Below are 21,684 nucleotides of genomic sequence, written 5' to 3' on the forward strand. Positions count from 1 at the left end.
GTGGTATGGATGCCAAAGTACCTCGACCTCGATGAGCTCAGCGAAGAAGACAGGATGCTCAAGGAGGAGGTCCACAGGTTTGCTGAGGAGGTAATAAGGCCCGCATCGATTGAGCTGGACAGAATGCCTCCCGAAGAGAGAGTTAAGCCGGGTTCGCCCTACTTCAAGGTCTGGAAGCAGATTAAAAAGCTCGGCTACCACCGCATGTACCTGCCCGAGAACAAAGGCGGTCCGGGCTTGACACCCTTGCAGCGCTACATTCTCTTCGAGGAGATTGCGTGGGGAAGTCTTGGCTTCGCCACCGCTTTGGGAGTGGACATGATTCCCTTCGTTTCGGCAGCGTTTTTCGGGACTCCTGAGATTTACGAGGACCTTGTCGTTCCTTGGATTGAGGACAGCGAGGGAAAATTCCACGGATGCTGGGGTGTAACAGAGCCGGAGCACGGAAGCGATTACCTGATTACGCTCAGAGAGGAGCCGGAACTCGTTGCGAAGTTCGGTAAGGGAAACGTTGTAGCTGAGAAGGACGGGGATGAGTGGGTTATAAGCGGGCAGAAGTCCGCCTGGGTTTCCTCCGCTCCGGTTGCAACTCACTGCGGATTGCATGCACAGCTTAAAGGGTCAAGAAGTATCGCTGAGGGGCTTTTCTGCATAGTTCCCCTCGATGCGGATGGTGTGAAGAAGGGAAGGCCAGCGGACATGCTCGGAATGAGAGATGACCCGCAGGGAGAGCTTTTCTTCGACGGCGTAAGGATTCCGGAGCACTACGTTGTTGTGGCTCCAGGCTTTTTCTACGGCGTATTCTTTGATCAGCTTCTCTGCCTGACAAGCTGCGGGATGGGAGCTTTTGCTGTTGGCCTCGCGAGGGCCTGCTTCGAGGAGGCCTTGCACTACGCGAGGCAGAGAGTTCAGGGAGGAGTACCCATCGTGAAGCACAAGAACGTAAAGCTGAAGCTCTACGAGATGTTCGAGAAGGTGGAGACGGCACGCTACTACGTTCGGAAGGCTACGGAGTACACTCACAAAAAGATAATAGAGCAGCAGACCGCCGACGCCTCGCCGAGGCATGCGAGAGCGGCGCAGATTTACGCGAAAAAGATAGCCTACGAGGTTGCTCACGATGCCCTTCAGATTTTCGGTGCTTACGGACTGATCAAGGAGTTCGTAATTGAGAAGTTCTTCAGGGATGCCAGGTGCATGCTTATTGAGGACGGAACGGTTGAGGTTCTCAGCCTTGAGGCGGCTGAGGATGTTATAGACAACTACGAAAAGGAGTTTTACGATGTGAACCATGTTATGAGGGTTTTGGGTTGAGGTGGTACTATGCTGAAGGGAATTCCGCATGACTCACCTCTTTACGAGGTGGATGAGGATAGGGGGATAGAGTACAGAAATTGCGACGCTATTGTAGGGTTTTTCACCATTAAAGGGGACGTGAGTGACCTTCTGCCGGAAGGACTGAAGGCGTACAGCAAGCCCGCTCAGGGGGGAATATGGATTTCCCACTACTCGTTCAGCACGGTTGGGGAGTACCACGAGTACCTGACCGTGATACAGGTAGAAGACGAGCAGGGAGACATGGGGTACTACATCCCATACATATACGTGACCAACGACTCTGCCCTCGCAGCGGGAAGGGAGCTTGCGGGTGCTCCCAAAAAGCTGGCCAATATAGGGCTCGTAAAGGAGCTCGACGTTGTTATGGGTTACCTTGAGAGGCCAACGGGAAAAAGGCTCGTTACCTTCGTAATGAAGCCCAACACGAGAGCTCTAGGTGGTATGATCGATTTCGTGCTTCCAAAACCAACTTATCTCTACTCCGTCCGCCACCTGCCGCCAATAAAGGGTAAAGGTGGTGTTACGCAGCTAGTCAAGTGGTATGCGGACATAGACTTCCACGTTGACCCCAAAGGAGAAAGGGCAATCTTCATGGGGCCGGGCAACATAACCTACGACTCTCCATCGGTCATCGACCCGGTGCACAAGGTGGAGATAGACACGCTCATGACCGCACTCTACTTCCAGTTCGACATGAAGCTCGGCTTTGTTGATATTCTGAGAGAGTACTGAGGGGGAATATGCTCAAAAGAGGCAGAGGCGGCAATGGTTAGGTTCTGATGGGGACATACATGCAGTACAACATGGGCCTGAGGCCCGAGAAAGTTATGAGGGAGTGGAGGCTGTGATAGCGGTTATCGGCGCGGGAACGATGGGGGCGGCGATTGCCTTGCTTTTCGCCAACGCAGGCTTTGAGGTTACGCTTGTGGACAAAAGCAGGGGAGCTCTCAGAAGGGCTGAGGATAGGCACAGAGGGGAAAGCTTGGAAGAGCTTGAGGAGGCAGGGTTGAGGAAGCAGGATAATCCAGCATCTTTGATAACCTACACGACCGAGCTGAGGGTTTATGAGTGCGATTTTATTGTTGAGGCAATAGTGGAAAGGCTTCGGGATAAAATTGAGCTCTTCAGAAAAATTGAGGAGATAAACAGCCCGGCAGTTCTCGCAACAAACACCTCAAGCTTCATGCCGTCCGAGATTGCAAGACATCTCGCAAATCCAGAAAGGCTGACGCTATTCCATTTTTCCAACCCTCCCATCCTTATGCCCCTCGTCGAGGTTGGTGGGGAGATTGTTTCTGACGAAACGGTTGAGAGGGCCGTTGAGATGGCAAAGTCCATAGGCAAGGAGCCCGTGGTTTTAAGGAAGGAGTGCAGGGGGCATGTTTTGAACAGAATGCTCGCTGCTGCTGGTGTGGCGGTTGGGTACTGTCTGCTTTACAGCAGGCCGGAGGAGATTGACGCTGCACTGAGAAACCTCGGCATGAGGTACGGCTTTTTCGAAACTATCGACCTCATAGGCCTTGATGTTGCAAAGGACGTCCTTGAGAGCTTCAGGGAGTACTATGGGGATAAGTACAGGGGAATCAGAGCAATGGACTTCTTCATGGAGAAGATGGTCGAGTGGGGTAAGCTTGGAAAGAAGAGCGGTGAGGGGTTCTATAAGTGGGATGGGAGAAGGGCGAGCATCCCGGAAAGCCAATCCTGCGGATGTAACACCACTCGTTGCCGCAATTGTCAACGAGGCGTTCAGAATCGTGGAGGACGGGATTGCTGAAGAGGAGATTGTAAACAGAGTTTACAGGCTGGCAACGAACGCGCCCTACGGTATAATTGATGCAGCCGAGCTACTTGGATACCAGTGCTTGATTGAGGCTCTGGACGATGCCTTCAATAAGACAGGCCTCGAGGTTTTCAGACCGTGCAAGACGCTAAGGAGTAAGGCTTAATTTTTTTGAACCAATTTTACCGCATGGAGGAGCTTTTAGACATTCTGAGGGAGTTCAGGGATTCGAGGGGATGGCTTAAATACCACACTCCCAAGAATCTCGCCGTTTCAATCTCGATTGAGGTTGCTGAGCTTCTTGAGATTTTCCAGTGGACTCGCAGCAGCGATGAGGAGTTTGAGGTTCTGGAAAGGAGAAAGGGCGAAGTTGAGGAGGAAATTGCAGACGTGCTGATTTACCTCCTCTTTCTCTGTGACGTTGCCGAAATAAACCCGATAGAGGCGGTGAAGAGAAAGATGGAGAAGAACGAGAGGAAGTATCCGAAGAACAGAGTTCACGAGTTCTGATGCTTTTCCCGTAAAATCAAAAATTCGACAACAGTTATTAACCAGCCCGCCAACTGAATCCCATGCTCCCGGACGTTCAGCTTTTGAAGCCCGAAGTTCCCATAGGACTCAGCAGAGTTGGTGCTACGGGCATAAAGAAGCTTGTGGAGGTTCAGAGGGAGGGAAAAAGGCCCATCATCCTTATCTCCACCTTCGACGTTTTCGTTGACCTTCCCGCTCATCTCAAAGGCGTCAATCTTAGCAGGAACTTTGAGGTTATAGACGAGGTTCTCGAAACCCTCACCGCAAAACCGATAGAGAACATCGAGGACTTGGTTGTGGAGATAGCCGACCACCTTCTCAAAAGGCACGAGTACGCAACGAAGGCGGAGGCGAGGATGAACTCAGAGCTCATAATGAGAAAGAGAACTCCCAAAACTGGGCAGAGAACTCAAGAGGTCGTGAAGATTTTCGGTGAGGCCACGCTGGGCAGGGATGGGAGCAAGGTCATAATGGTCGGTGTGGAGGTTACGGGAATCACAGCCTGCCCCTGCGCTCAGGAACTCGTGAAGGCAAGCTCCGCAGAGAGATTGGCAAAAATGGGGTTTGACGAGGAAACAATTCAGAAAATACTCGACGCCATACCTGTAGCCACCCACAACCAGCGCGGCAGGGCAACGCTGAAGGTTCAGGTCACGGACAGCTTTAAGGTTCCAATAGCCAAGCTGATTGATGTTGCAAAGTCCTCGATGAGCTACGAAACCTACGAGATTCTGAAGAGGGAGGACGAGCTTGCCGTTGTTGAGGCGGCTCACAGAAACACAAGGTTCGTGGAGGATGGTGTGAGGTACATGGCGATGGAGCTGCTGAAAACCTTTCCAAACGCTCCCGATGACATCCTCGTGTTTCTGAGACAGGAGAACGAGGAGAGCATTCATCAGCACAACGTCGTGGCGGAGAGGTTTGCCACCTTCGGGGAGTTGAGGAATGAAATTGGCTCTCCTGATGCTTCTGGCAGCAGCGCTGATTGAGGTCTATCCAAACCCCTACGGACTGGATGATGCCGAATACGTAAAGTTCCGCTGCAACTCCAGCTGTCTGCTTACGGACGGAGAGGGCTGGGTTGAAGCCGGGCCCGGAACGCATATCGCAGCTAAGAATCTCAGCTACTTCGAGGAGAGGTTTGGCTACAGGGCAGACGTTCAATTCTCCCCACAAATGGCCCTCTCCAACAGCGGAGAGGAGGTTTGCGTTGAGGACGCGGAGGGAAAGGACTGCTTTTACTACGGCAAGGACATTAAATTCCTCGATGATGGTGTAATCTACTACAGAACCGCCTCAGGCTGGGATTTCCGCTACGAGGACTGGAGCAACTTTTCCTGCCTTACCGAGGTTGTTGAAGGTCAGCTTATCCTAACGCCGTCGGACTTCACCCTCGATGACGGGTGGGTTGTGGCTTCCTACACCTTCCACGCACCCTTCAGCCCTTCAAAGCTCTTCGTGGATGCGAGAACCGATAGACCTTGCAGGGAGTTCGAAACAGACACGGTTTTCCTCTCAGCCCCCTCATATCGAAACTTCCACTACAAGTTCGCCGTGAAGGGCGATAAGGTGGTAATCACAACCGAGAACTGGCAGTTCAGCAAGAGAGGCTTTGTAGTGCTGTTTGAAAATCACAACGTCTCGGAAATGCTCCAGAACCTTCTCAGGAACGATGAAAAGTACAGAACAAGCGTTTCAAAAACTTGCTCCAACTGGACTTACAGGAATGGTGCGGACGGTAGAACCTTGACCTTCAAAGCCCCAATCACGGTTTTTATCCTGCCCGACTGCAATCCTGTGCTAAAATTCATATCCTCCGCCAGAGAGAGGCTGCTAATAATAGCCCCCTACATCGACTTCAGGTGGTACAAGGATGACGGCCTTCTCGAGGCCATAAAGGGGGCAAAGGAGAGCGGAGCCGAGGTAAAGGTTGTTCTGAACGCAAAGTACGCTAAGGAGGAGGCTGTGAGCACTCTCAGAAAAGAAGGTGTGAAGGTTGAGCTTATCGATAATCTCCATGGAAAGGCCATCGTTTCCGACAAAAGGCTGCTGATAACTTCCGCAAACATGAACATGCACGGCCTGAAGCTGAACAGGGAGATCGGGGTTATAATTAACAACCCCGAAATGGCGGATGCAGTTATAAAAGAGTTTGAAGGCGGTGAGGTAACACCCTTAGATTTGTTGTTAACCTTCGCAGCTTTTCTCGCCTCGGTTGCTATTTTCAGAAAAATGAAGGATAAGTTTTAATTATCACCTATGAGAAAATAAAGTGAGGTGTCAGAATGGGATTGATGCTCGCCCTAAGGAAGAGATTCGGATTCATTCTGAAGCTGTTCTTCAAGAAAGACAAGATGAGGATAGGTATTTACGGCCCTCCAAATGCTGGCAAAACCACGCTTGCAAACAGGATTCTGAGGGACTGGACGGGAGATGTCATCGGCTCGCCGAGCGATGTACCGCACGAGACAAGAAGGGCCAAGCTCAGGGAGGGTGTTAAGATAGAGGTTGACGGAAAGACGCTAACCATCGACATTGTCGACACGCCCGGACTTGCGACGAAGATAGACTTTCAGGAGTTCCTGAAATACGGACTGGATGAGGAGGAGGCGAGGAGAAGAGCGAAAGAGGCTACTGAGGGTGTTATTGAGGCCATAAAGTGGCTCGACGACCTCGATGGCGTGCTTCTCGTGATGGACGCGACAGAGGACCCCTTCACTCAGGTGAATGTGACCATAGTGGGCAACATGGAGGCCAGAAACCTACCGCTGCTCATAGTGGCGAACAAAATAGATTTGCCAAACGCCTCACCGGCGAGGATAAAGTCGGCCTTCCCGCAGCACCCCGTCGTGCCGATTTCGGCTTTGAAGGGCATCAATATAGACTCGTTGTATAAAGCAATGGCCGAGAGGTTCGGGTGATGGGAATGGAAGGAGTTCAGATGCACTTGATATCGAAAGAAATGCTTGAAAAGATGCCCTCAATGGAGAAGCTGAGGATGATTCTGGACAATGTCAAGGAGGGAAAAATTGTTGTTCTCGAAACGGGCCTGACTCCAGAGGAGGAGGCCAAGCTGATAGAGATGACGATGCTTGAAATAGACCACGAGAACTTCATAGGCATTGAGGTTGAGTCGTATCCGGTAAGGGAGAGAGGCGTATTTTCGAAGCTATTTGGCAAGCCGAAAGGGAGGCTGACGGTTATAGGTCCTGCGAACAGGCTGAAAACACTCGAAAAGCAGGCTGACGTGATTAAGGCCCTCGTTCAGGTTTAGAGGTTAGATTCCCATGGCACACAGATGCACCAAGTGCGGAAAGCTGTACCCAACTGGAGATATGAGGTTACTCCAGGGCTGCGAGTGCGGAAACAACAAGTTCCTCTACGTTCCCGACGAGAAAAGGCCAGCAGAACCGGAGAAGGTTGAAGAGGAGATCAGGAAGGAGTTTACTGAGATGGGAATTGAGACCGTCAGAATTCTCTCTCCCGGAAGGTACGAGATCAACATAGAAAGGCTTCTGCAGGGTGAGGGAATCGTTATCGCTCTTCAGGAGGACGGAAGGTACGTTATCCACCTCCCCTCTTTATTGAAGAGAAAGAGGGTCGAGAAGTAGTTAATTTTAAATAATCATTTGTATTAGGAGATGGGAAATGGAATTCGACGCCAGCTTCTGGAGGAAAGTCGTGGACAAGTCATTGGCGGCCATTTACATTACAGATGAGAACGGCAAGGTTCTTTACGTCAATGATGTGGTGGAGAGGGCAACAAAGTACTCCAAGGAGGAGATTTACGCAATGGAGAGCATCTTTGAGCTCGCACATCCTGAAGACCGCCGATATCTTAAGAGGGAGTTTGAGGAGCTTGGAGAGGAGGGAAGATTTTACGAGTCTCGCTACATAACCAAGGACGGGAGGGTTAGGCACGTTTGGGGGTTTACCGCAAAGTTCACGTTTTTGGGGAAGAGTTACATCATAGGGAACTGGATTGACGTAACGAAGTCAAAAGAGCTTGAGCAGGCTTTAAGAGAGAGCGAGGAGTTCTACAGAACACTCGTTGAGGATTCTCTGACACCCGTTTACCTCTTGCAGGATGGGATAATGGTCTACGTCAACAAGGCCTTCGAAGAGGCAACGGGCTACAAGAGAGAGGAAATCGTTGGTAGAAACCCCTTCTTCCTGATCCATCCCGAAGATAGGGGGCTGGTTTACAAGAGGTACATTGAAAGGGAAAAGGGTCTGCGAGACACAATGGAAACCTACAGCTGGAGGATAATAAGGAAGGACGGGGAAGTCAGGTGGGTAACCGCAAGGCCGGGAAGGGTTACGTACAGAGGTAGGCCAGCGGTTGCCGCCACCGTCGTTGACACGACAGAGATACACAAGCTCAACATAGAGCTCAAAAAGAAAGGAGAGTATCTTGCCTTCGTTAACAAGGTCATGAGGCACGATATTGCCAACGCAATCACAGCAATAAGGGCGGTGCTGGAGATAGTCAGGGACTCTCCAGAAGAGGCAGAAAAACTGATTCCCCTTGCAATCAGAAGGTCTGATTACGTGTTCAGGCTTATCAATGACGCGAGAGAGCTTGAAAAAGCTCTTGAAGAGCTCAAACCTGTCAATGTTGCTGAGATGGTTAGAGAGGTGGCTGAGCAGTTCAGGAACGTTGAGGTGAGTGTTGAGGCAGAAAACGTGGTAGTGAGCGCCAATGAGGGGCTAAGGGCAGTTTTGAACAACATCCTGCAGAACGCAATGGTTCACGGGGGAGGGAAGGCCAGGGTCGAAGTTTTGGCGAACGAAAGGAATGGAATAGTGAGAGTTATTGACTACGGGAAAGGTGTTCCTGATGAGATCAAAGAGAAAATTTTCGAGGAGGGCTTCACCACCGGAGAGGGAATGGGGCTCGGCCTTTACATCACAAAAAGGATTCTCGAAATTTTTGGTGGAGAAATAAAGGTTAGAGACAACGAGCCAAGCGGAGCAATTTTTGAAATAAAAATACCGAAAATTAAAGAGGAAGGCTGAGAGCCCTCGTCGGGCAGACCTTCACGCACGAGCCGCAGTGAACGCACTTCTCCGTGTTTATCGCTACTCTCTTGTCTCCGTTTATGTATATCGCCTCCGTCGGGCAGATGCTTACGCAGGCACCGCAGTGAACGCACTTCTCATCGTCCTTCTGAACTGCTTCGAGCAGCTCGATAACCTCTACCCCCTGCTCCTTAAGAAAGCTCTCCACCTCCTTTGCCTTTTCATCGTCAACCTCTATCAGAATCTCCCCTCTCCTCGCACCCACGGAAGCTCTGAGTATATTGATTAGGGTTCCCGTTTTCAGGGTGGCTTTGGACAGCACAGGCTCCGTAACGGTTTTTGAGTCGAACCTCAGCAGCAGCTTCACGATTATCACCTCGCAATGAGCTTGCTCAAATCCTCGCTGGTCACTATTCCGAGCACCCTCTTTCTTGAATCGACAACAGGCAAAGCTGAAATGTTGTTTTGCTCCATTTTCCTCGCCGCAACCTCTACAGGCTCGTCAGGGTGGGTGTAGATGACGTTTCTCGTCATTATGCTCTTAACTGCACCCTTCCTGTTTCTGGCCACAGCTTTGGCGATGTCCCACGAAGTGATTATACCCACAAGCCTTCCCTCCTCAACCACCGGAATGTGGTTAATGCCCTTGTCCATCATTATTCTCGCCGCCTCCTCTATCGCCGTCTCCGGAGAGATCGTGTACGCCTCGACCATCACGCTCTTGACGACCTTAACCTCTCTCTGCCTCATCGGCTTGAATACCTCCTTGGTTGGAATTCTGTCAACCGGAGCGGTTAGGAGAAATTCTCCCCTCTCGATCTGACGCTTGAGCTCCTTCATTATCTTCTCGGCCATGTAGAAGCTTGAGAGCGGAGAAACCCTCACCTCTTCGCCGTTAATCTCAACCCTACCGCTTATCAGCTCCTCGTAGGTCACCTTCCTAACAACAGGTCTGTCTCTCCTCGCAACACCGAAGTCGAGGATTTTGGTCTCTATCTCGCTATTTCTGACAGCCGTAAACTTGGCCATCTCTGCGTCGAGTATCGGGATTGGGATGCCTATGCCGACGAAAAGAGTAGCTCCGTAGCCGGGGAAGTACGCAGCCTTCATGTATTCAGGCTTCATCTCCTTGAGATTGCCCTTCACCATGAGGGTTCCGTAGGGCGGGGCGTGCTGAGTTCCCTCCCCGATAACGTAGCCTTTAGCCCCGCAGAGGAATATCCTCGTTCCTATGCCAATTGTGCGGTACTCAGGGTCGTTGTTCAGCGGGCTTATCTCACCGGTGCCAGCAAAGGTCACGTTGCCGAAGTTCGGCAGCAGGGTACCCATGTAAGTCCTGAGAAGCTTGTTGGAGCTGTTCGTTGCGGCATTGTAGCGCTGGTAAGCGTTTCTTGGATTTACCATGACCGCCTGATTAACGTCCTCAAGCGATACTTCAGTAACAATTTCCTTTCGCGGATAGCAGTCAGTGCCGTAGGCCGTTGCCTTCAGCTCAACCTCCCTGCCCTTAACAAGCTCCTCAATCACATGGCTCCCGCCGTACTCCTCAACGCTTTCTGAAAGCTGCGTTACTCCAAGATAAGCATCAACAGCTGCAATGCCTGTGTAAGCCTCAACGTCGTTCATCCACACCCTTTGCATCTTTATCGGCGGGTCGGCATGACCAAAGTTGAAGAAGGCGCCGCTTGAGCACATCGCCCCGAAGGTTCCAGTTGTGACAACATCAACCTCCTTTGCGGCCTTCTCAGGTCCAAGCTCCTCTACAATATCCTTCATTTCGGCAGCGGTGACAACCACAACGTTCCCTTCCCTGATTTTCTGGTTGATCTCCTCAACGGTTTTGGCCATGTAATGTGAAGTGGGCTGAGGTATATAAACTTTTGTAATGTTTGAGCTGCTTTAAATTACTGTTGGTAATCAAATTCTTAAGGATTGAGATAAGATTGAGCAAAGAAGTGTGATATAATAAAAATAATATTGCCAAGAATTAATCTTTCACTTCGATACAATATTTTTCTACTAAATCCTGCCACTTTTCATAATCTTCATGTGAAAGAATGTAATTGTTAGCTTCTGCAATTGCGTTTAATCTCTGCCACTCTCTCGCGTCTTGGTATTCTTTACCAACAGAATCGAGAGAATCTCCATCACTCACAATGTATATTTTTGGCTTAGACTTAAGAGCCCCAACCCCTAAGTACTCTCCAGACATATCAGTAATGATGCTCGGAGTTGTGGTCTCCACGAAACAATAGCCAGAGCCTTGGTAAATGTAATTGGCGTATCTTCCGGGGCACTTTATTCCGACTGCCATGTGGTTTTCATCTTCATATACAAGTAAGACCACTCCAAAACCCAGTTCCTTAAGCAACAAGGCCAATAGCAGTGATTTGTCCTGACAAACACCTTTATAATCATACAGAGCCTCGTAGGGATATTTCCAACTCTCAGTGCTCAGGGTGAAAACCTTCTCGTAGTCGTAAGGAATCATCTGCACAATGCTAATGGCAATTCTGGCCTGATCATCTTTAGTTTGCCCAATTACCTTTATCAGCTTAATGAGTTCTTGGATAAATTCAACCTGATCTGGTTGGTTAATAATCATTTGATAAATCTCCTGATCGCTTGGGCATTCTGGATCGCAGACAAATGTTCTGGGGAGATTTGAGAGATACTCTTTTAGACCCCTATACACTGTGAAAGGCAGAGAACTTTTAAGCCCGTTATTGCAGTAGCTCAGAGACCTGTGCTCCGGCCCTAAGGTTAGCTGATATATGCAGCCATCTCCTTTAGGTATGTACTTTTTTGGGCATCCGCACAAAGAGGCTTTTTTGACAAGAGACCCATTATCACAGAAAAGTGGTCTTGTTGGCGAGCAGGAACCATATGGAGTTCCGTCGTCACACTTTTTGATAGCTGGTGAAGGAGGAACGGTTTGCGAAGGTGGCACTTCTGAAAAAGTTATCGTTCCAGACTGTACGTCAAAAGGGAAGATATCCGGTAACTGTTTGGAGCGCGAGTAGGTATAGGCTGCAGACACAATAGCGACAAGTAGAACTATAGCGATTAGATACTTAATCGCACTTCCGCTCTTTTTCTTTTTTACCTGCACTGGAACCCAGTTGTCCTCCGTTCTAACTTTTAATCTTGACGTTCTGCGTCTCGAATAAGTTTTCTTTCTGTGGGTTCTTGGTGGTGGCGCCTTTCTTCCCCACTGAACTATATTAGGACAGTTGTGTTTAGGAGGTAGCCTATGATCTTCACAAAAAAGACTTCCACAATAGTTACATCTAAATGGTAAGTCCACTTTTTTGCCACAGAAATCACATTTAGCCATTTATTAGACCCCCATTATTCCACATCGAATCATAAAAAAGCAATCCGACAAACAAAAGCAAAAACACCTTTTGTAGTAAAACTTCTCCTTCAGAACCTGTCTTGACGAGATTTATCCGAAAATTTCCGTTTTTGGGCCACAACCAGTTCACTCCTGTGGGGTTCAAGCTGTCACTGATCAAGTGAGCCACGTATCCCAAAAAGAAAACAATAGAGTAAATCGGGCTGGACCCGAAGATTAAAAGCAAAATTGCAAAAATAAAAGAGAAAATTCCGGCACCAACGAGGCTGTGTGTCCAACCTCTGTGATGCGTTGTTTTTAGAATCGCTCCAGAAAAAACACCCCAGTAGCTCTTGCTGATGTAGGAGTGGGGGTGATCAATGTCAGGGAGCAGAGTGGAAAACATTGAGATTGTCAGTGCATAGCTATAGGGGATAAACTCGGTGAACGATGGAATGAACTCGGCAATTGCGGTGATGAAAAGCATTGAGAAGATCACATGTGTAGTGTGCCTCATCACCAGAGACCGAATCCCTTCTTTCTCTTCTTCTTTCTCTCAGCGCGCCTCTCTGCGGCACCCAGTGGATCGATAGTCGTGGGGTCTAAAACTCTTACACCTCCAAACTTGGTTTCATGCGACTTCGCAATGTGCTGATTCAAACCCCTTTTCGTTTTAAACCACCTACCACAATAAGGACATTCGGGCATATGTCACACCTTGCTATACTAAATTAAAGTAGTCTTAAATTTTTCGTTCCATATTGCATTCTTTCATCCACCCCCCAATAACTACCGGCAAATATGATGAGTTCCAGCTATCGAGGGGTTAGCAGTCTTTCCCCAATTCCTGATTGGGGATATTTTAAAGCTTTTAACACTTTTCAATAGATTGTCCAAGCGGGATTTTTTCGATGATAAAATGCTGAATATCTTTTTTCTCAGAATATTTTTTTATTAGTCGTATGAAAAAAGTATTGAAAATTTTAGATGATTAGCGCTCTATCCCGTAGTAGTCGTACCACCCTCCTCTGCTTCCGGGCTTCCTTCCCACGTAACCTGAAAGGACGAGCTTCTTCAACGTGTTTGGTGCAGCGTAGTGCGGCTCCTTCGTTTCGTTGTACAGATACTCGGCAATGTGCAGCGCAGTATCCAAGCCAATGAGGTCCATGAGCTCAAAGGGACCCATTGGGAAGCCGAAAGCCAGCTTGCACATCTCGTCAATCTCCTTAATTCCTGCAATTCCAATCTCGAAGAGTCTTACCGCCTCAACGAGCCACGAGTTTATGAATCTGGTTGTGAAGAAGCCCGGACCATCTCCTGCCTCGATGGGAATCTTGCCCATCTTCTTGGAAAGCTCAACGGTGATGTTGAAGGTTTCATCGCTCGTTAATGCCCCTCTTATAACCTCGATCAGCCTCATAACCGGAGCAGGATTGAACCAGTGCATCCCGATGAACTTGTCCTTCCTCTCCACAGCCGTAGCCAGATCAGAAATCATTATTGCGGAGGTGTTTGAGGCTATGATGGTTTCTGGCTTGCATATTCTGTCCAGCTCGGCAAAAATCTTCTTCTTTAGGTCAGCTTTCTCGGTTACAGCCTCAATTATGAAGTCCGCATCCTTTAAAGCTTCGAGAGACGTTGATGTCCTTATCCTCGCCATCACCGCCTTTGCCTCATCCTCGCTCATCTTTCCCTTCTCCACAAGCCTTCTCAGGCCAAAGGGGCCTGATTCTATCAGCTCCATCGCCTTTTTAAGCACTTCTTCACTCACGTCAACCATTACCACATCATAGCCGGTTCTCGCAGCCACCTGAGCAATTCCATGCCCCATAACTCCAGCGCCAACAACTCCAATAACCTTAATATCCTCCAGCTTCATTCAATCACCTCCTTCAACAAACTTCCAGAAGTCGGGCTTCCTCTTCTCCATGAAGGCGTTTCTGCCCTCAAGCGACTCCTCAGTGCCGTAGTAGAGGCTTAGCCCTCCCACGCCAAGCTCCGTTATGCCCGCAAGGCCTTCAGTGTCAGCCAGAAAGGCGTATTTTAGCATTTTCAATGCTGTAGGGCTTTTTTCAAGCAGCTCGCTGCACCACTTCTCCACCTCTTCGTCAAGCTTCTCGTGGGGGACAACAGCATTGACAAGGCCCATTTTCAGGGCCTCTTCAGCGGTGTAGAGCCTGCAGAGGAACCAGATTTCCTTCGCCCTCTTCATTCCAACGTTTCTCCAAAGCTCTCCAGTGCCAAAACCTGGGTCGAAGCTGCCAACCCTCGGCCCCGCCTGACCGAACTTTGCTTTTTCAGAGGCTATTGAGAGATCACAGTTCACCTGCCAAACATGCCCCCCACCGACAGCATAGCCATTCACTCTCGCAATGACTGGCTTGGGAATGTGCCTGATGAGAAAGGTGACTATCTGCCATCCCACCTCAAGCGGTAAAGCGGCAATAGTCCCCTCAAGCTCCTCGCTGCTGTAGCTGTACCCACCCAGATCCCTGATGGACTGGTCCCCACCGACGCAGAAGGCTTTATCCCCTGCCCCCGTGAAAACGACAACACCAATCTTCCTGTCCGTCCATGCGTCAATGAAGGCCTTGCTAATCTCGTAAACCGTCACGGGCGTGCAGGCGTTCAGCTTTTCGGGGCGGTTGATGGTTATTTTCGCCACTCTTCCCTCTTTCTCGTAGATTATGTCCTGAAACTTCAAAAAGCCCACCTCCGGGCAGGGAAAAATGTACTGGAAAATACTTAAGATTTCCTCTTTGCAACCGTAACCATGTGTCTCAGTGCCCTTACAGCCCTTTCTGGAGTGGGGTAAACGGGAACTCCGCTCCTCTCAATCTCAATCCTCGCCTGCCTCAGCTCCTCTATGTCGTCCTTCATGGTGAAAAGGACCGGCTTGCTGAACTTCCTGGTCCACGAGAAGTCGACGCCGAGCTTCATAATGCTGGGAATGAAAACCCCCGCAACAATCGCATCTATGTTCTCATCCTCGTTGAAGACCTTCAGCACCTCATTGAAGACCTCATCACCGCTTTTTTCTGCTATTGGATAGAGGTCGAGCGGGTTGTTGATGCTGTGCCACTCCGGGGCGAGTTCGTACAGCCTTTCGAGCGTTTTCTCCGAGTACTTCGCCAGCTCCAAGCCGTTCTCCACTACTGCATCCGCTGACATCACGCACTCTGCCCCAGAAGGCTGGATTACGCCAACTCTCGTGCCTCTGGGAAGGGGCTGCAAGGCGAGGGCCTTCGCAGCATCCACCAGCTCCTCGAAATCGTAAACCTTTGCCACTCCTGCTTGTTTGCATGCGGCCTCGAAAATCTCCTCGCTTGTTGATATTGAGGCGGTGTGGCTTAAGGCGCTCCTCTTCCCCGCCTCAGTCCTCCCCGACTTCAGAACGACGATGGGCTTGGTTGAGGCTTTCATGAGCTCGTAGAACTTCCTGCCGTTTGTGAAGCCTTCGAGGTAGGCTGCAACAACCCTCGTTTTTTCATCCTTCAGCAAAAAGTTTAGCACCTCCACCTCTCCAACATCAGCCTTGTTGCCTATTGCAACGATTTTGCTGAATCCTACATGCCACAGAGGCAGGAGAATGAAGTTGGCAACCGCACCGCTCTGGGCGAGAACACCGATGTTTCCTTGACCGATTTTTCTGAGCACTGAGAAGAAGGAGGTCAATCCCGATTCAGGGTCGAGTATGCCCATAGTGTTTGGCCCGACTATCCTCATTCCGCTTTTCCTTGCAATCTCCACAATCTGCCTTTCCAGCTCCTTTCCCTGCTCCCAGCCCTCCGCAAAACCTGCGCTCAAAACAATGATTCCTTTAACTCCCTTCTCCGCACACTCCTTAACGACCTCTATGGCGTTTTTTGAGGGGACTGCTATTACGGCGAGGTCAACCTTATCCGGAATCGCTCTGACTGAGGGATAGCACTTATAGCCAAGAATCTCGCCTGCATTGGGGTTGACGGGATAAACCTTCCCCCTAAAGCCAAGGTGCTTCAAATTGGAAAGAACCCTCCCACCGGGCTTGAGAAGGTTCCTTGAAGCCCCAATAACCGCCACACTCTTGGCTTTGAAAAAGAAGCTTATATCCTCAACACCCATCTCAAATCTCTTCCTCTCCCCCACCACAATCCTCGCATCCGCCACAACAGCTCCTCTCTCATACACAAAAACCGGATTCAGGTCCATCTCCACTATACTCTCCCTCTCAACAACCTCATTCAGCTTAAGCAGCAAATCAACAACTGCCCCAACATCCCCCCTAACTCCTCTGTAACCCTCAAGCAGCTTATACCCCTTAACCTCCCTAACCATCTCCTCCGCATCTCTCCTTGTTAGGGGAAGCAGGCGGAAGCTGACATCCTTCAGAACCTCAACAAAAACACCACCAAGCCCAAACATTGCAACGCTTCCAAACTGCTCGTTCTCTGCAACGCCAACAATAACCTCGATCCCCTTCTCAAGCTGGGGCTGAACGTTAACTCCCTCAGCTTTTGGAATGGACATCAGCCTTTGGAAAACCTCCCTAACCTCATCCTCCGATTTAACGTTAAGAATGACTCCACCAACGTCGCTCTTGTGCACAATTTCTCTGCCTGCAACCTTCATCACAACGGGAAAGCCGATTTCCTTCGCAGCTTTAACAGCCTGCTCTTCTGTTTCGCAGAAGATGCACTTTGCAGTCTTTATGCCGTACTTTTCCAGCAGAGCTTTGGATTCGTGTTCGAGGAGTAGCATGAAATTGCTTTGATTAACATATATATTACTATTTTGCTGTAATTTTTAATTCAGAAAATTCTTAAAAGTGTACCATCCAGCATAATTGCGTACCATCTTTTGTAATCGTACCTCCTGAACATGAAGCCAGCTGGTCTGTCAAGGTTAACCGCGGTGGAGGCGCAGAGGTCGTTGAATGCAGGAAGAACGACGACTCTTTTGTCTTCAACCTCTCCTGTGAGAAAAACTCTCTCTCTGTAACCGCCAGCAGAGTCTTTTACGAAGTAAGCCGGATGTGCGTGGCCGAAAATCAGAACCTTTGCATCCAGGACTTCCTCATCAGGCACAGCATGACCGTGGAAAATTCCGTACTTTCCGATTCTGATGCTTTTCTCCCCACTCAATCCGATGTCGTGATTTCCCCTTATAAGAATCAGATCAGTTACTTCACCAATCTCCCTGATAAACCTCTCGTGCAACCCCTTTTTGCCGATATGCTTCAAATCACCTGCTACAATCAGAGCTTCGACTCGCTCTGCTATGCTGAGAGCCTTCTCAATCAGTTCGTTATCATAGTGCCTAACCAGACCGAGATGTATGTCAGCGATTACAGCTTTCCTGCCGATAAAGAGCACATCCTCCTCTATCCTCATCTCACTGGAATACTTCTCTCTCTACCTCCTCGATGTAAGGCGCGATGTTTATCCCCACCTCTTTGGCTACGATTAGTGCAGCCACCGGAAAACTGATTATGCCGCCAAGCTCTTCCTGCTTCCTGTTTACCATGGAAACGACTTCCCTGCCATCCTTTTTTAGTTTTACAGCTATCTCTTCAATGATTCTATCCGTTACCGACCTTGACAGAAGCTCTGAAAGGTCAGGCTTGAAGTCCGTAAGTTCAACCTCATCCAGGTCAAAGGTTGGCTGGAGTTCATCATCGCCTGCAAGCAACCCCTCCTTCTCGGCCTCCTCCACGACCTTCTTGCTCCCTTCGTGGGTAAACCAGTTCAAATCGAAGCTCATGGTATAAATCAACTCGCTTCTTTTCATTTTCTTTTTTCCCTTGCTCTTGAAGGCTGCAGCGATCACCTTGCGCATCATTCAGGAAAAGAAGGAATCGAGAGTTAAATTTTTTCCGGCTTTCTTTCTCGCTCTTGGCTCCTCTCTCTCTTCTTCAGGTTTCTCCTCAGCAACTTCCTCAACACTCTCCTCCTTCTCTTCCTTTTCAGCTTTCACAAAGCTTTCAAGGAAGGTCTCGTCCTCAATTCTGTGCATTCCGTGCTTCTCAACGTATTTCCAGATTTCGTCCCCCTTCTCCCCAACAAGGAATTCCAGTTCCTCCTTTGTGAACTCGTAGAAGGCCGCGATGGTTGCAGCTTTGTCCACATCAAGCTCCTTTAAGAGCAGCTTTATCACGGGGAACATTTCGGTGCGGGCTTTTCTCATAGAGAGGTGGCTGTACTTCCCAATCTTTTCGAGTATTTTTCTCGTCATTTCCCTTTTCTGCCTGAGCTGGAAGAGCATCTGCCAGACGGCCGGCCTTCTGTACCTAGTGAAGCCTTTCTTGGGTTCCTCCTTCATTTGCTGAACGCCGACGGTCATGAGATAGCTTGCGTACTTCCACAGCCTGTAGAACTGCCTTCTCCTAACTCTACCGAGAAAAATATCTGCTCTTGAAAGCGCCTCGTAAGCGTTGACCAGCTCAACGCCAGAGTACTCCAGGGGCAGGTTCTCGTCAACCCAGTGGATGACGTCTTCCGGAGACTCGTCAAGAAGCATGGCCTCATTGTAAACAGCCGGATTTTTTGTTTTGAAAATCATTTGCATTACTCTGAAAATGTCTTTTTCCTGCGTTCTCTTCGTTAAGAAGACATCTTCCGGTTTCAGCTCCTCTTTCCCCTCTGCGAGGGCTTGAAAATCGTTAATTGCAGCTCTTAAATCTCCTCCGGCGTTCTCAGCTATTTTTAGAAGAACGCTTTTATCTACCTTAATTCCCTCCTTCAAAGCAATTCTCTCAAGAACTCTGGCAACCTGCTGTTTTGTTAGCCTTTTGAAGTTAATCATCTCGCAAAGATTCCTCAGCTCAGGGGAGAGCTTGTAAGGGTCGTTGGCAATCAGAATTAAGGGTTGTGCGGGCTTCCTTTTAATGAGCCTTATTAGTGCAGCCTCTCCCCCAACATCCTCCTTCTTGTGAATGTTGTCAACCTCGTCAAGAATAATTAGCTTCAGCTTCCCGATTCTTGATGAAAGAAACTCCCCCTCGTCGCTTATTGTCTCGTTAAACGCTCCTTCTCCAACAATTCTTTCTATAACCCTCCAGCTCCTCTGGTCACTGGCGTTAAGCTCAACAGCCTCCCAGCCCATTGTGTTGGCAAGGGCCAGAGCGAGGGACGTTTTTCCCACGCCGGGAGGACCGGCGAGAAGAAGGGGCTTACTTCCTCTCTTCCAGCTTTTAGCCCATTTAATGACCCTGGTGATTATGCTCTTGTCTGCAACGACTTCTTCAAGAGTTTTCGGTCGATACTTCTCAACCCACAGCATTCAAATCCAGTCGTCCAAAGGAGTATATCACTTTATCTCAGAGAATGCCGGAATGATTCTCTCCGCATACACCTTCAGGACGTACTTGGGGTCGGGGCCGACGTTTATGAGCATGAAGTGCTTCACACCCGCCTTCACGAACTCCTCAATCTTTTCCTCGCAGTCCTCAGGAGTTCCAACGATGAAGAAGTCCCTTATCATCTCCTCGGTGACAAGGGATGAAAGCTTTACGAACTCCATAAGCATTTTGTCATCAAGAAGAAGTTGCTCGAAGTAGAATTTTTTTGATATGCCTTCCGGCATTTCGAGGCTGTATCCCGCCTGCTCCGCCTTTTCTGCCGCAGAAACAATCACACCGCTGAACTGCCTCGCCCTCTCCATTGCCCTCTCAAAAGATGTATCAACTGCGGTGTATATCTGCAACGCCGTGTCGATTTCATCAAGATTTCTTCCAGCCTTACTGCATCCGCGCTCAACGTCTTTTAGGTTCTCCCTGTACGTCTTCGGCGTTTCTGCAATGGGCATCCATCCGTCGCATATCTCTCCAGCGAGCTCTCTCGTTTTGACTCCATTTGCTCCGAGATAAATGGGAATCTTCTGTAGCGGCTTTATTTGAAGGAAGGCATCATCCAGCCTGAACCTTTTTCCCTCGTAGCTGAATCTATCTCCTGCCCACAGCCTCTTTATGATCTCTATGCCCTCTCTCAGCGTCGTGTAGGGCTTTTTCCACTCTATGCCGAAGGGCTTTATGTTCATCGCCTCTCCTGCACCGAGCCCAAGGAAAGCCCTCCCATACGAGAGGTGGTCTATGGTGGCCATAATCTGAGCCAGAACGGAGGGATGGTAGCGAACAACATCGGTCACGCCCGTTCCCAGCATAGCCTTTGAAGTTTTGACTGCTAAAGCGGACAGCAGGGAAAGGGCGTTTGGCGTAAAGCCTGGGGGAACCATAAGAGTGTGGTCCGGCACCGTTAAAGAGAACATCCCGCTGTCCTCAGCCTGCTGGGCAATCTTAATAACCTTTTCAAGCGCGGGCATCGGAGGTGAGAGGAGCATGCCGAATCTGACGCTCATAGCCAACAGGGAGATTTCTCATTACTTATACTTTAACTATCTGTTGGAAAAAATAAAAATTAAAATCAGACTCTCTCAACAACCATCGCCATTCCCTGCCCACCGCCGATGCAGAGAGAGGCCAGACCGTAGTCCACCCCTCTCCTCTCCATCTCGTAGATGAGCGTTGTTGTTATCCTCGCCCCTGTGCAGCCAATTGGGTGGCCGAGGGATATACCGCTGCCGTTGACGTTGACCTTTTCCATGTCCAGTCCAAGCTCCTTTATGCAGGCTAACGCCTGAGCTGCAAAGGCTTCATTGAGCTCAATCAGCCCTATGTCCTTGATTTCAGGCCCAGCTTTCTTCAGAACCTTTCTTATGGCTGGTATAGGCCCAAGGCCCATGTATGCAGGGTCGATGCCCGCTGAAGCAACAGCAAGTATTCTGACTTTCGGCTCCAGCCCGTAGTCCTTCGCTGCCTTCTCGTCCATAACCAGAACGGCAGCGGCTCCATCATTAACCCCACTCGCATTTCCTGCAGTGACAGTTCCATCCTTCTTGAAGACAGGGGGTAGCTTCGCGAGCTTCTCAAGGCTCGTGTCCCTTCTTGGATGCTCGTCGGTGTCCACCACAACTGCTCCCTTCTTCTGCTTAACCTCCACCGGGACTATCTCCTGAGCGAACTTGCCCTCGTCAATGGCCCTTACAGCCCTCATGTGGCTCTCGTATGCAAGCTGGTCCTGCTCCTCTCTGCTTATGCCGTACCTCTCCACTATGTTTTCGGCTGTCATCCCCATGTGGTAGCCGTAGAACTTCTCCCAGAGGCCGTCGTAAACCATGAGGTCCAGAATCTCGTCCTTGGCTGTGACGCTCATCCTGTATCCCCACCTCGCCTTTGGCAGGGCGTAGGGGGCGTTGCTCATGCTCTCCATCCCTCCTGCGATGATTGCCTTAGCGTCTCCAGCCTTTACGGCGTGGTAGGCGAGGGCGATGGCCTTCAAGCCGCTCCCGCAAACCTTGTTGACAGTGTAAGCGGGAATCTCCTTTGGTATTCCCGCAAGAATTGACGCCTGCCTCGCTGGATTCTGTCCCTGAGCTGCCTGCAAAACGTTTCCCATAATGACTTCGTCAATCTCCACCTCAACCCCATCGTAGTCGTAGGCCGACTCCAGATCAATTCTGCCCTTCTCCAGCTTCTCCGGGTAGAACTCAATGGATTCGGGAGTGGGCTTTGGTGCAACGCCCAGCTTTTTCAGCATTCCCTTAATCGCAACAGCCCCAAGCTCGTATGCAGCTACATCCTTCAAGCTGCCTCCAAATCTACCCACGGGGGTTCTTGCCGCTCCTACAATAACTGCCATAA

General features: G+C 49.7%; 24 protein-coding genes. 11 read left to right on the forward strand and 13 right to left on the reverse strand.

Annotation, left to right across the window (positions count from 1 at the left end):
- The first annotated feature begins 9 nt into the window (after positions 1 to 9).
- The 11 genes from AF_RS05950 to AF_RS06000 all read left to right on the forward strand — a co-directional run bounded on the left by AF_RS05950 (position 10) and on the right by AF_RS06000 (position 8,668).
- Positions 10 to 1,314 carry an acyl-CoA dehydrogenase family protein gene (locus AF_RS05950; protein ID WP_048064343.1) on the forward strand — a complete coding sequence of 435 codons (1,305 nt, stop codon included), beginning with the start codon at positions 10 to 12 and terminating at the stop codon, positions 1,312 to 1,314.
- A 9-nt stretch (positions 1,315 to 1,323) separates the two neighbouring features.
- The gene (locus AF_RS05955; RefSeq protein WP_010878672.1) at positions 1,324 to 2,070 is read left to right on the forward strand and encodes an acetoacetate decarboxylase family protein; all 747 of its coding nucleotides are present in this window, start codon (positions 1,324 to 1,326) and stop codon (positions 2,068 to 2,070) included.
- A 103-nt stretch (positions 2,071 to 2,173) separates the two neighbouring features.
- The gene (locus AF_RS05960) at positions 2,174 to 3,112 is read left to right on the forward strand and encodes a 3-hydroxyacyl-CoA dehydrogenase family protein (protein WP_010878673.1); all 939 of its coding nucleotides are present in this window, start codon (positions 2,174 to 2,176) and stop codon (positions 3,110 to 3,112) included.
- Positions 3,093 to 3,284 (forward strand): hypothetical protein, encoded by a 192-nt coding sequence (locus AF_RS13090; protein WP_048064344.1) that lies wholly within the window; start codon positions 3,093 to 3,095, stop codon positions 3,282 to 3,284. The genes AF_RS05960 and AF_RS13090 overlap by 20 nt, the downstream gene beginning before the upstream one ends.
- Before the next feature lie 23 nt (positions 3,285 to 3,307).
- Positions 3,308 to 3,628, forward strand: coding sequence for a nucleotide pyrophosphohydrolase (locus tag AF_RS05970; protein ID WP_010878674.1), 321 nt, complete (start codon positions 3,308 to 3,310; stop codon positions 3,626 to 3,628).
- A gap of 62 nt (positions 3,629 to 3,690) precedes the next feature.
- Complete coding sequence (gene mptA / locus AF_RS05975; protein WP_010878675.1) at positions 3,691 to 4,638, forward strand: GTP cyclohydrolase MptA; 948 nt, start codon at positions 3,691 to 3,693, stop codon at positions 4,636 to 4,638.
- Positions 4,595 to 5,899, forward strand: a complete 1,305-nt coding sequence (locus AF_RS05980) for a phospholipase D-like domain-containing protein (protein ID WP_010878676.1) — start codon at positions 4,595 to 4,597, stop codon at positions 5,897 to 5,899. Before mptA ends, AF_RS05980 begins: the two co-directional genes overlap by 44 nt.
- A gap of 35 nt (positions 5,900 to 5,934) precedes the next feature.
- Complete coding sequence (locus AF_RS05985) at positions 5,935 to 6,570, forward strand: Era-like GTP-binding protein (RefSeq protein ID WP_010878677.1); 636 nt, start codon at positions 5,935 to 5,937, stop codon at positions 6,568 to 6,570.
- Positions 6,571 to 6,575: 5 nt separating this feature from the next.
- Complete coding sequence (locus AF_RS05990) at positions 6,576 to 6,923, forward strand: DUF2073 domain-containing protein (protein WP_048064681.1); 348 nt, start codon at positions 6,576 to 6,578, stop codon at positions 6,921 to 6,923.
- Between the two features lie 13 nt (positions 6,924 to 6,936).
- The gene (locus tag AF_RS05995; protein ID WP_010878679.1) at positions 6,937 to 7,260 is read left to right on the forward strand and encodes a Zn-ribbon domain-containing protein; all 324 of its coding nucleotides are present in this window, start codon (positions 6,937 to 6,939) and stop codon (positions 7,258 to 7,260) included.
- A 37-nt stretch (positions 7,261 to 7,297) separates the two neighbouring features.
- Positions 7,298 to 8,668 (forward strand): sensor histidine kinase, encoded by a 1,371-nt coding sequence (locus AF_RS06000; RefSeq protein ID WP_010878680.1) that lies wholly within the window; start codon positions 7,298 to 7,300, stop codon positions 8,666 to 8,668.
- Here the strand turns inward: AF_RS06000 and AF_RS06005 are convergent.
- From AF_RS06005 to AF_RS06065, 13 genes are all read right to left on the reverse strand, one after another.
- The gene (locus AF_RS06005; RefSeq protein WP_048064682.1) at positions 8,652 to 9,038 is read right to left on the reverse strand and encodes a 4Fe-4S binding protein; all 387 of its coding nucleotides are present in this window, start codon (positions 9,036 to 9,038) and stop codon (positions 8,652 to 8,654) included. The genes AF_RS06000 and AF_RS06005 overlap by 17 nt on opposite strands.
- 5 nt (positions 9,039 to 9,043) lie before the next feature.
- A complete protein-coding gene (locus AF_RS06010) occupies positions 9,044 to 10,519 on the reverse strand; it encodes a homocysteine biosynthesis protein (RefSeq protein ID WP_010878682.1) in 1,476 nt (491 codons plus the stop codon).
- Between the two features lie 139 nt (positions 10,520 to 10,658).
- Complete coding sequence (locus AF_RS06015) at positions 10,659 to 12,008, reverse strand: AN1-type zinc finger domain-containing protein (protein ID WP_010878683.1); 1,350 nt, start codon at positions 12,006 to 12,008, stop codon at positions 10,659 to 10,661.
- On the reverse strand, positions 12,001 to 12,525 hold the full coding sequence (locus AF_RS06020) for a metal-dependent hydrolase (RefSeq protein ID WP_148183508.1): 525 nt from the start codon (positions 12,523 to 12,525) through the stop codon (positions 12,001 to 12,003). The genes AF_RS06015 and AF_RS06020 overlap by 8 nt, the downstream gene beginning before the upstream one ends.
- Positions 12,525 to 12,716 carry a C2H2-type zinc finger protein gene (locus AF_RS06025; RefSeq protein WP_010878685.1) on the reverse strand — a complete coding sequence of 64 codons (192 nt, stop codon included), beginning with the start codon at positions 12,714 to 12,716 and terminating at the stop codon, positions 12,525 to 12,527. The genes AF_RS06020 and AF_RS06025 overlap by 1 nt, the downstream gene beginning before the upstream one ends.
- A 283-nt stretch (positions 12,717 to 12,999) precedes the next feature.
- Positions 13,000 to 13,887, reverse strand: a complete 888-nt coding sequence (locus AF_RS06030) for a 3-hydroxyacyl-CoA dehydrogenase NAD-binding domain-containing protein (RefSeq protein ID WP_010878686.1) — start codon at positions 13,885 to 13,887, stop codon at positions 13,000 to 13,002.
- A complete protein-coding gene (locus AF_RS06035) occupies positions 13,888 to 14,712 on the reverse strand; it encodes an enoyl-CoA hydratase-related protein (protein WP_048064685.1) in 825 nt (274 codons plus the stop codon). It lies immediately after the preceding gene.
- Between the two features lie 41 nt (positions 14,713 to 14,753).
- Positions 14,754 to 16,748 (reverse strand): acetate--CoA ligase, encoded by a 1,995-nt coding sequence (locus tag AF_RS06040; protein ID WP_010878688.1) that lies wholly within the window; start codon positions 16,746 to 16,748, stop codon positions 14,754 to 14,756.
- Positions 16,749 to 16,798: 50 nt separating this feature from the next.
- Positions 16,799 to 17,380, reverse strand: coding sequence for a metallophosphoesterase (locus AF_RS06045; RefSeq protein ID WP_010878689.1), 582 nt, complete (start codon positions 17,378 to 17,380; stop codon positions 16,799 to 16,801).
- A 1-nt stretch (position 17,381) separates the two neighbouring features.
- On the reverse strand, positions 17,382 to 17,828 hold the full coding sequence (locus AF_RS06050) for a DUF2240 family protein (protein WP_048064346.1): 447 nt from the start codon (positions 17,826 to 17,828) through the stop codon (positions 17,382 to 17,384).
- Positions 17,829 to 19,268, reverse strand: a complete 1,440-nt coding sequence (locus tag AF_RS06055) for a replication factor C large subunit (RefSeq protein ID WP_010878691.1) — start codon at positions 19,266 to 19,268, stop codon at positions 17,829 to 17,831.
- Between the two features lie 27 nt (positions 19,269 to 19,295).
- The gene (locus tag AF_RS06060) at positions 19,296 to 20,342 is read right to left on the reverse strand and encodes an LLM class flavin-dependent oxidoreductase (RefSeq protein WP_010878692.1); all 1,047 of its coding nucleotides are present in this window, start codon (positions 20,340 to 20,342) and stop codon (positions 19,296 to 19,298) included.
- Positions 20,343 to 20,407: 65 nt separating this feature from the next.
- Positions 20,408 to 21,682 (reverse strand): thiolase family protein, encoded by a 1,275-nt coding sequence (locus AF_RS06065; RefSeq protein WP_010878693.1) that lies wholly within the window; start codon positions 21,680 to 21,682, stop codon positions 20,408 to 20,410.
- Positions 21,683 to 21,684 lie beyond the last annotated feature (2 nt).

This window comes from Archaeoglobus fulgidus DSM 4304 (genome assembly GCF_000008665.1).
GTDB lineage: Archaea > Halobacteriota > Archaeoglobi > Archaeoglobales > Archaeoglobaceae > Archaeoglobus > Archaeoglobus fulgidus.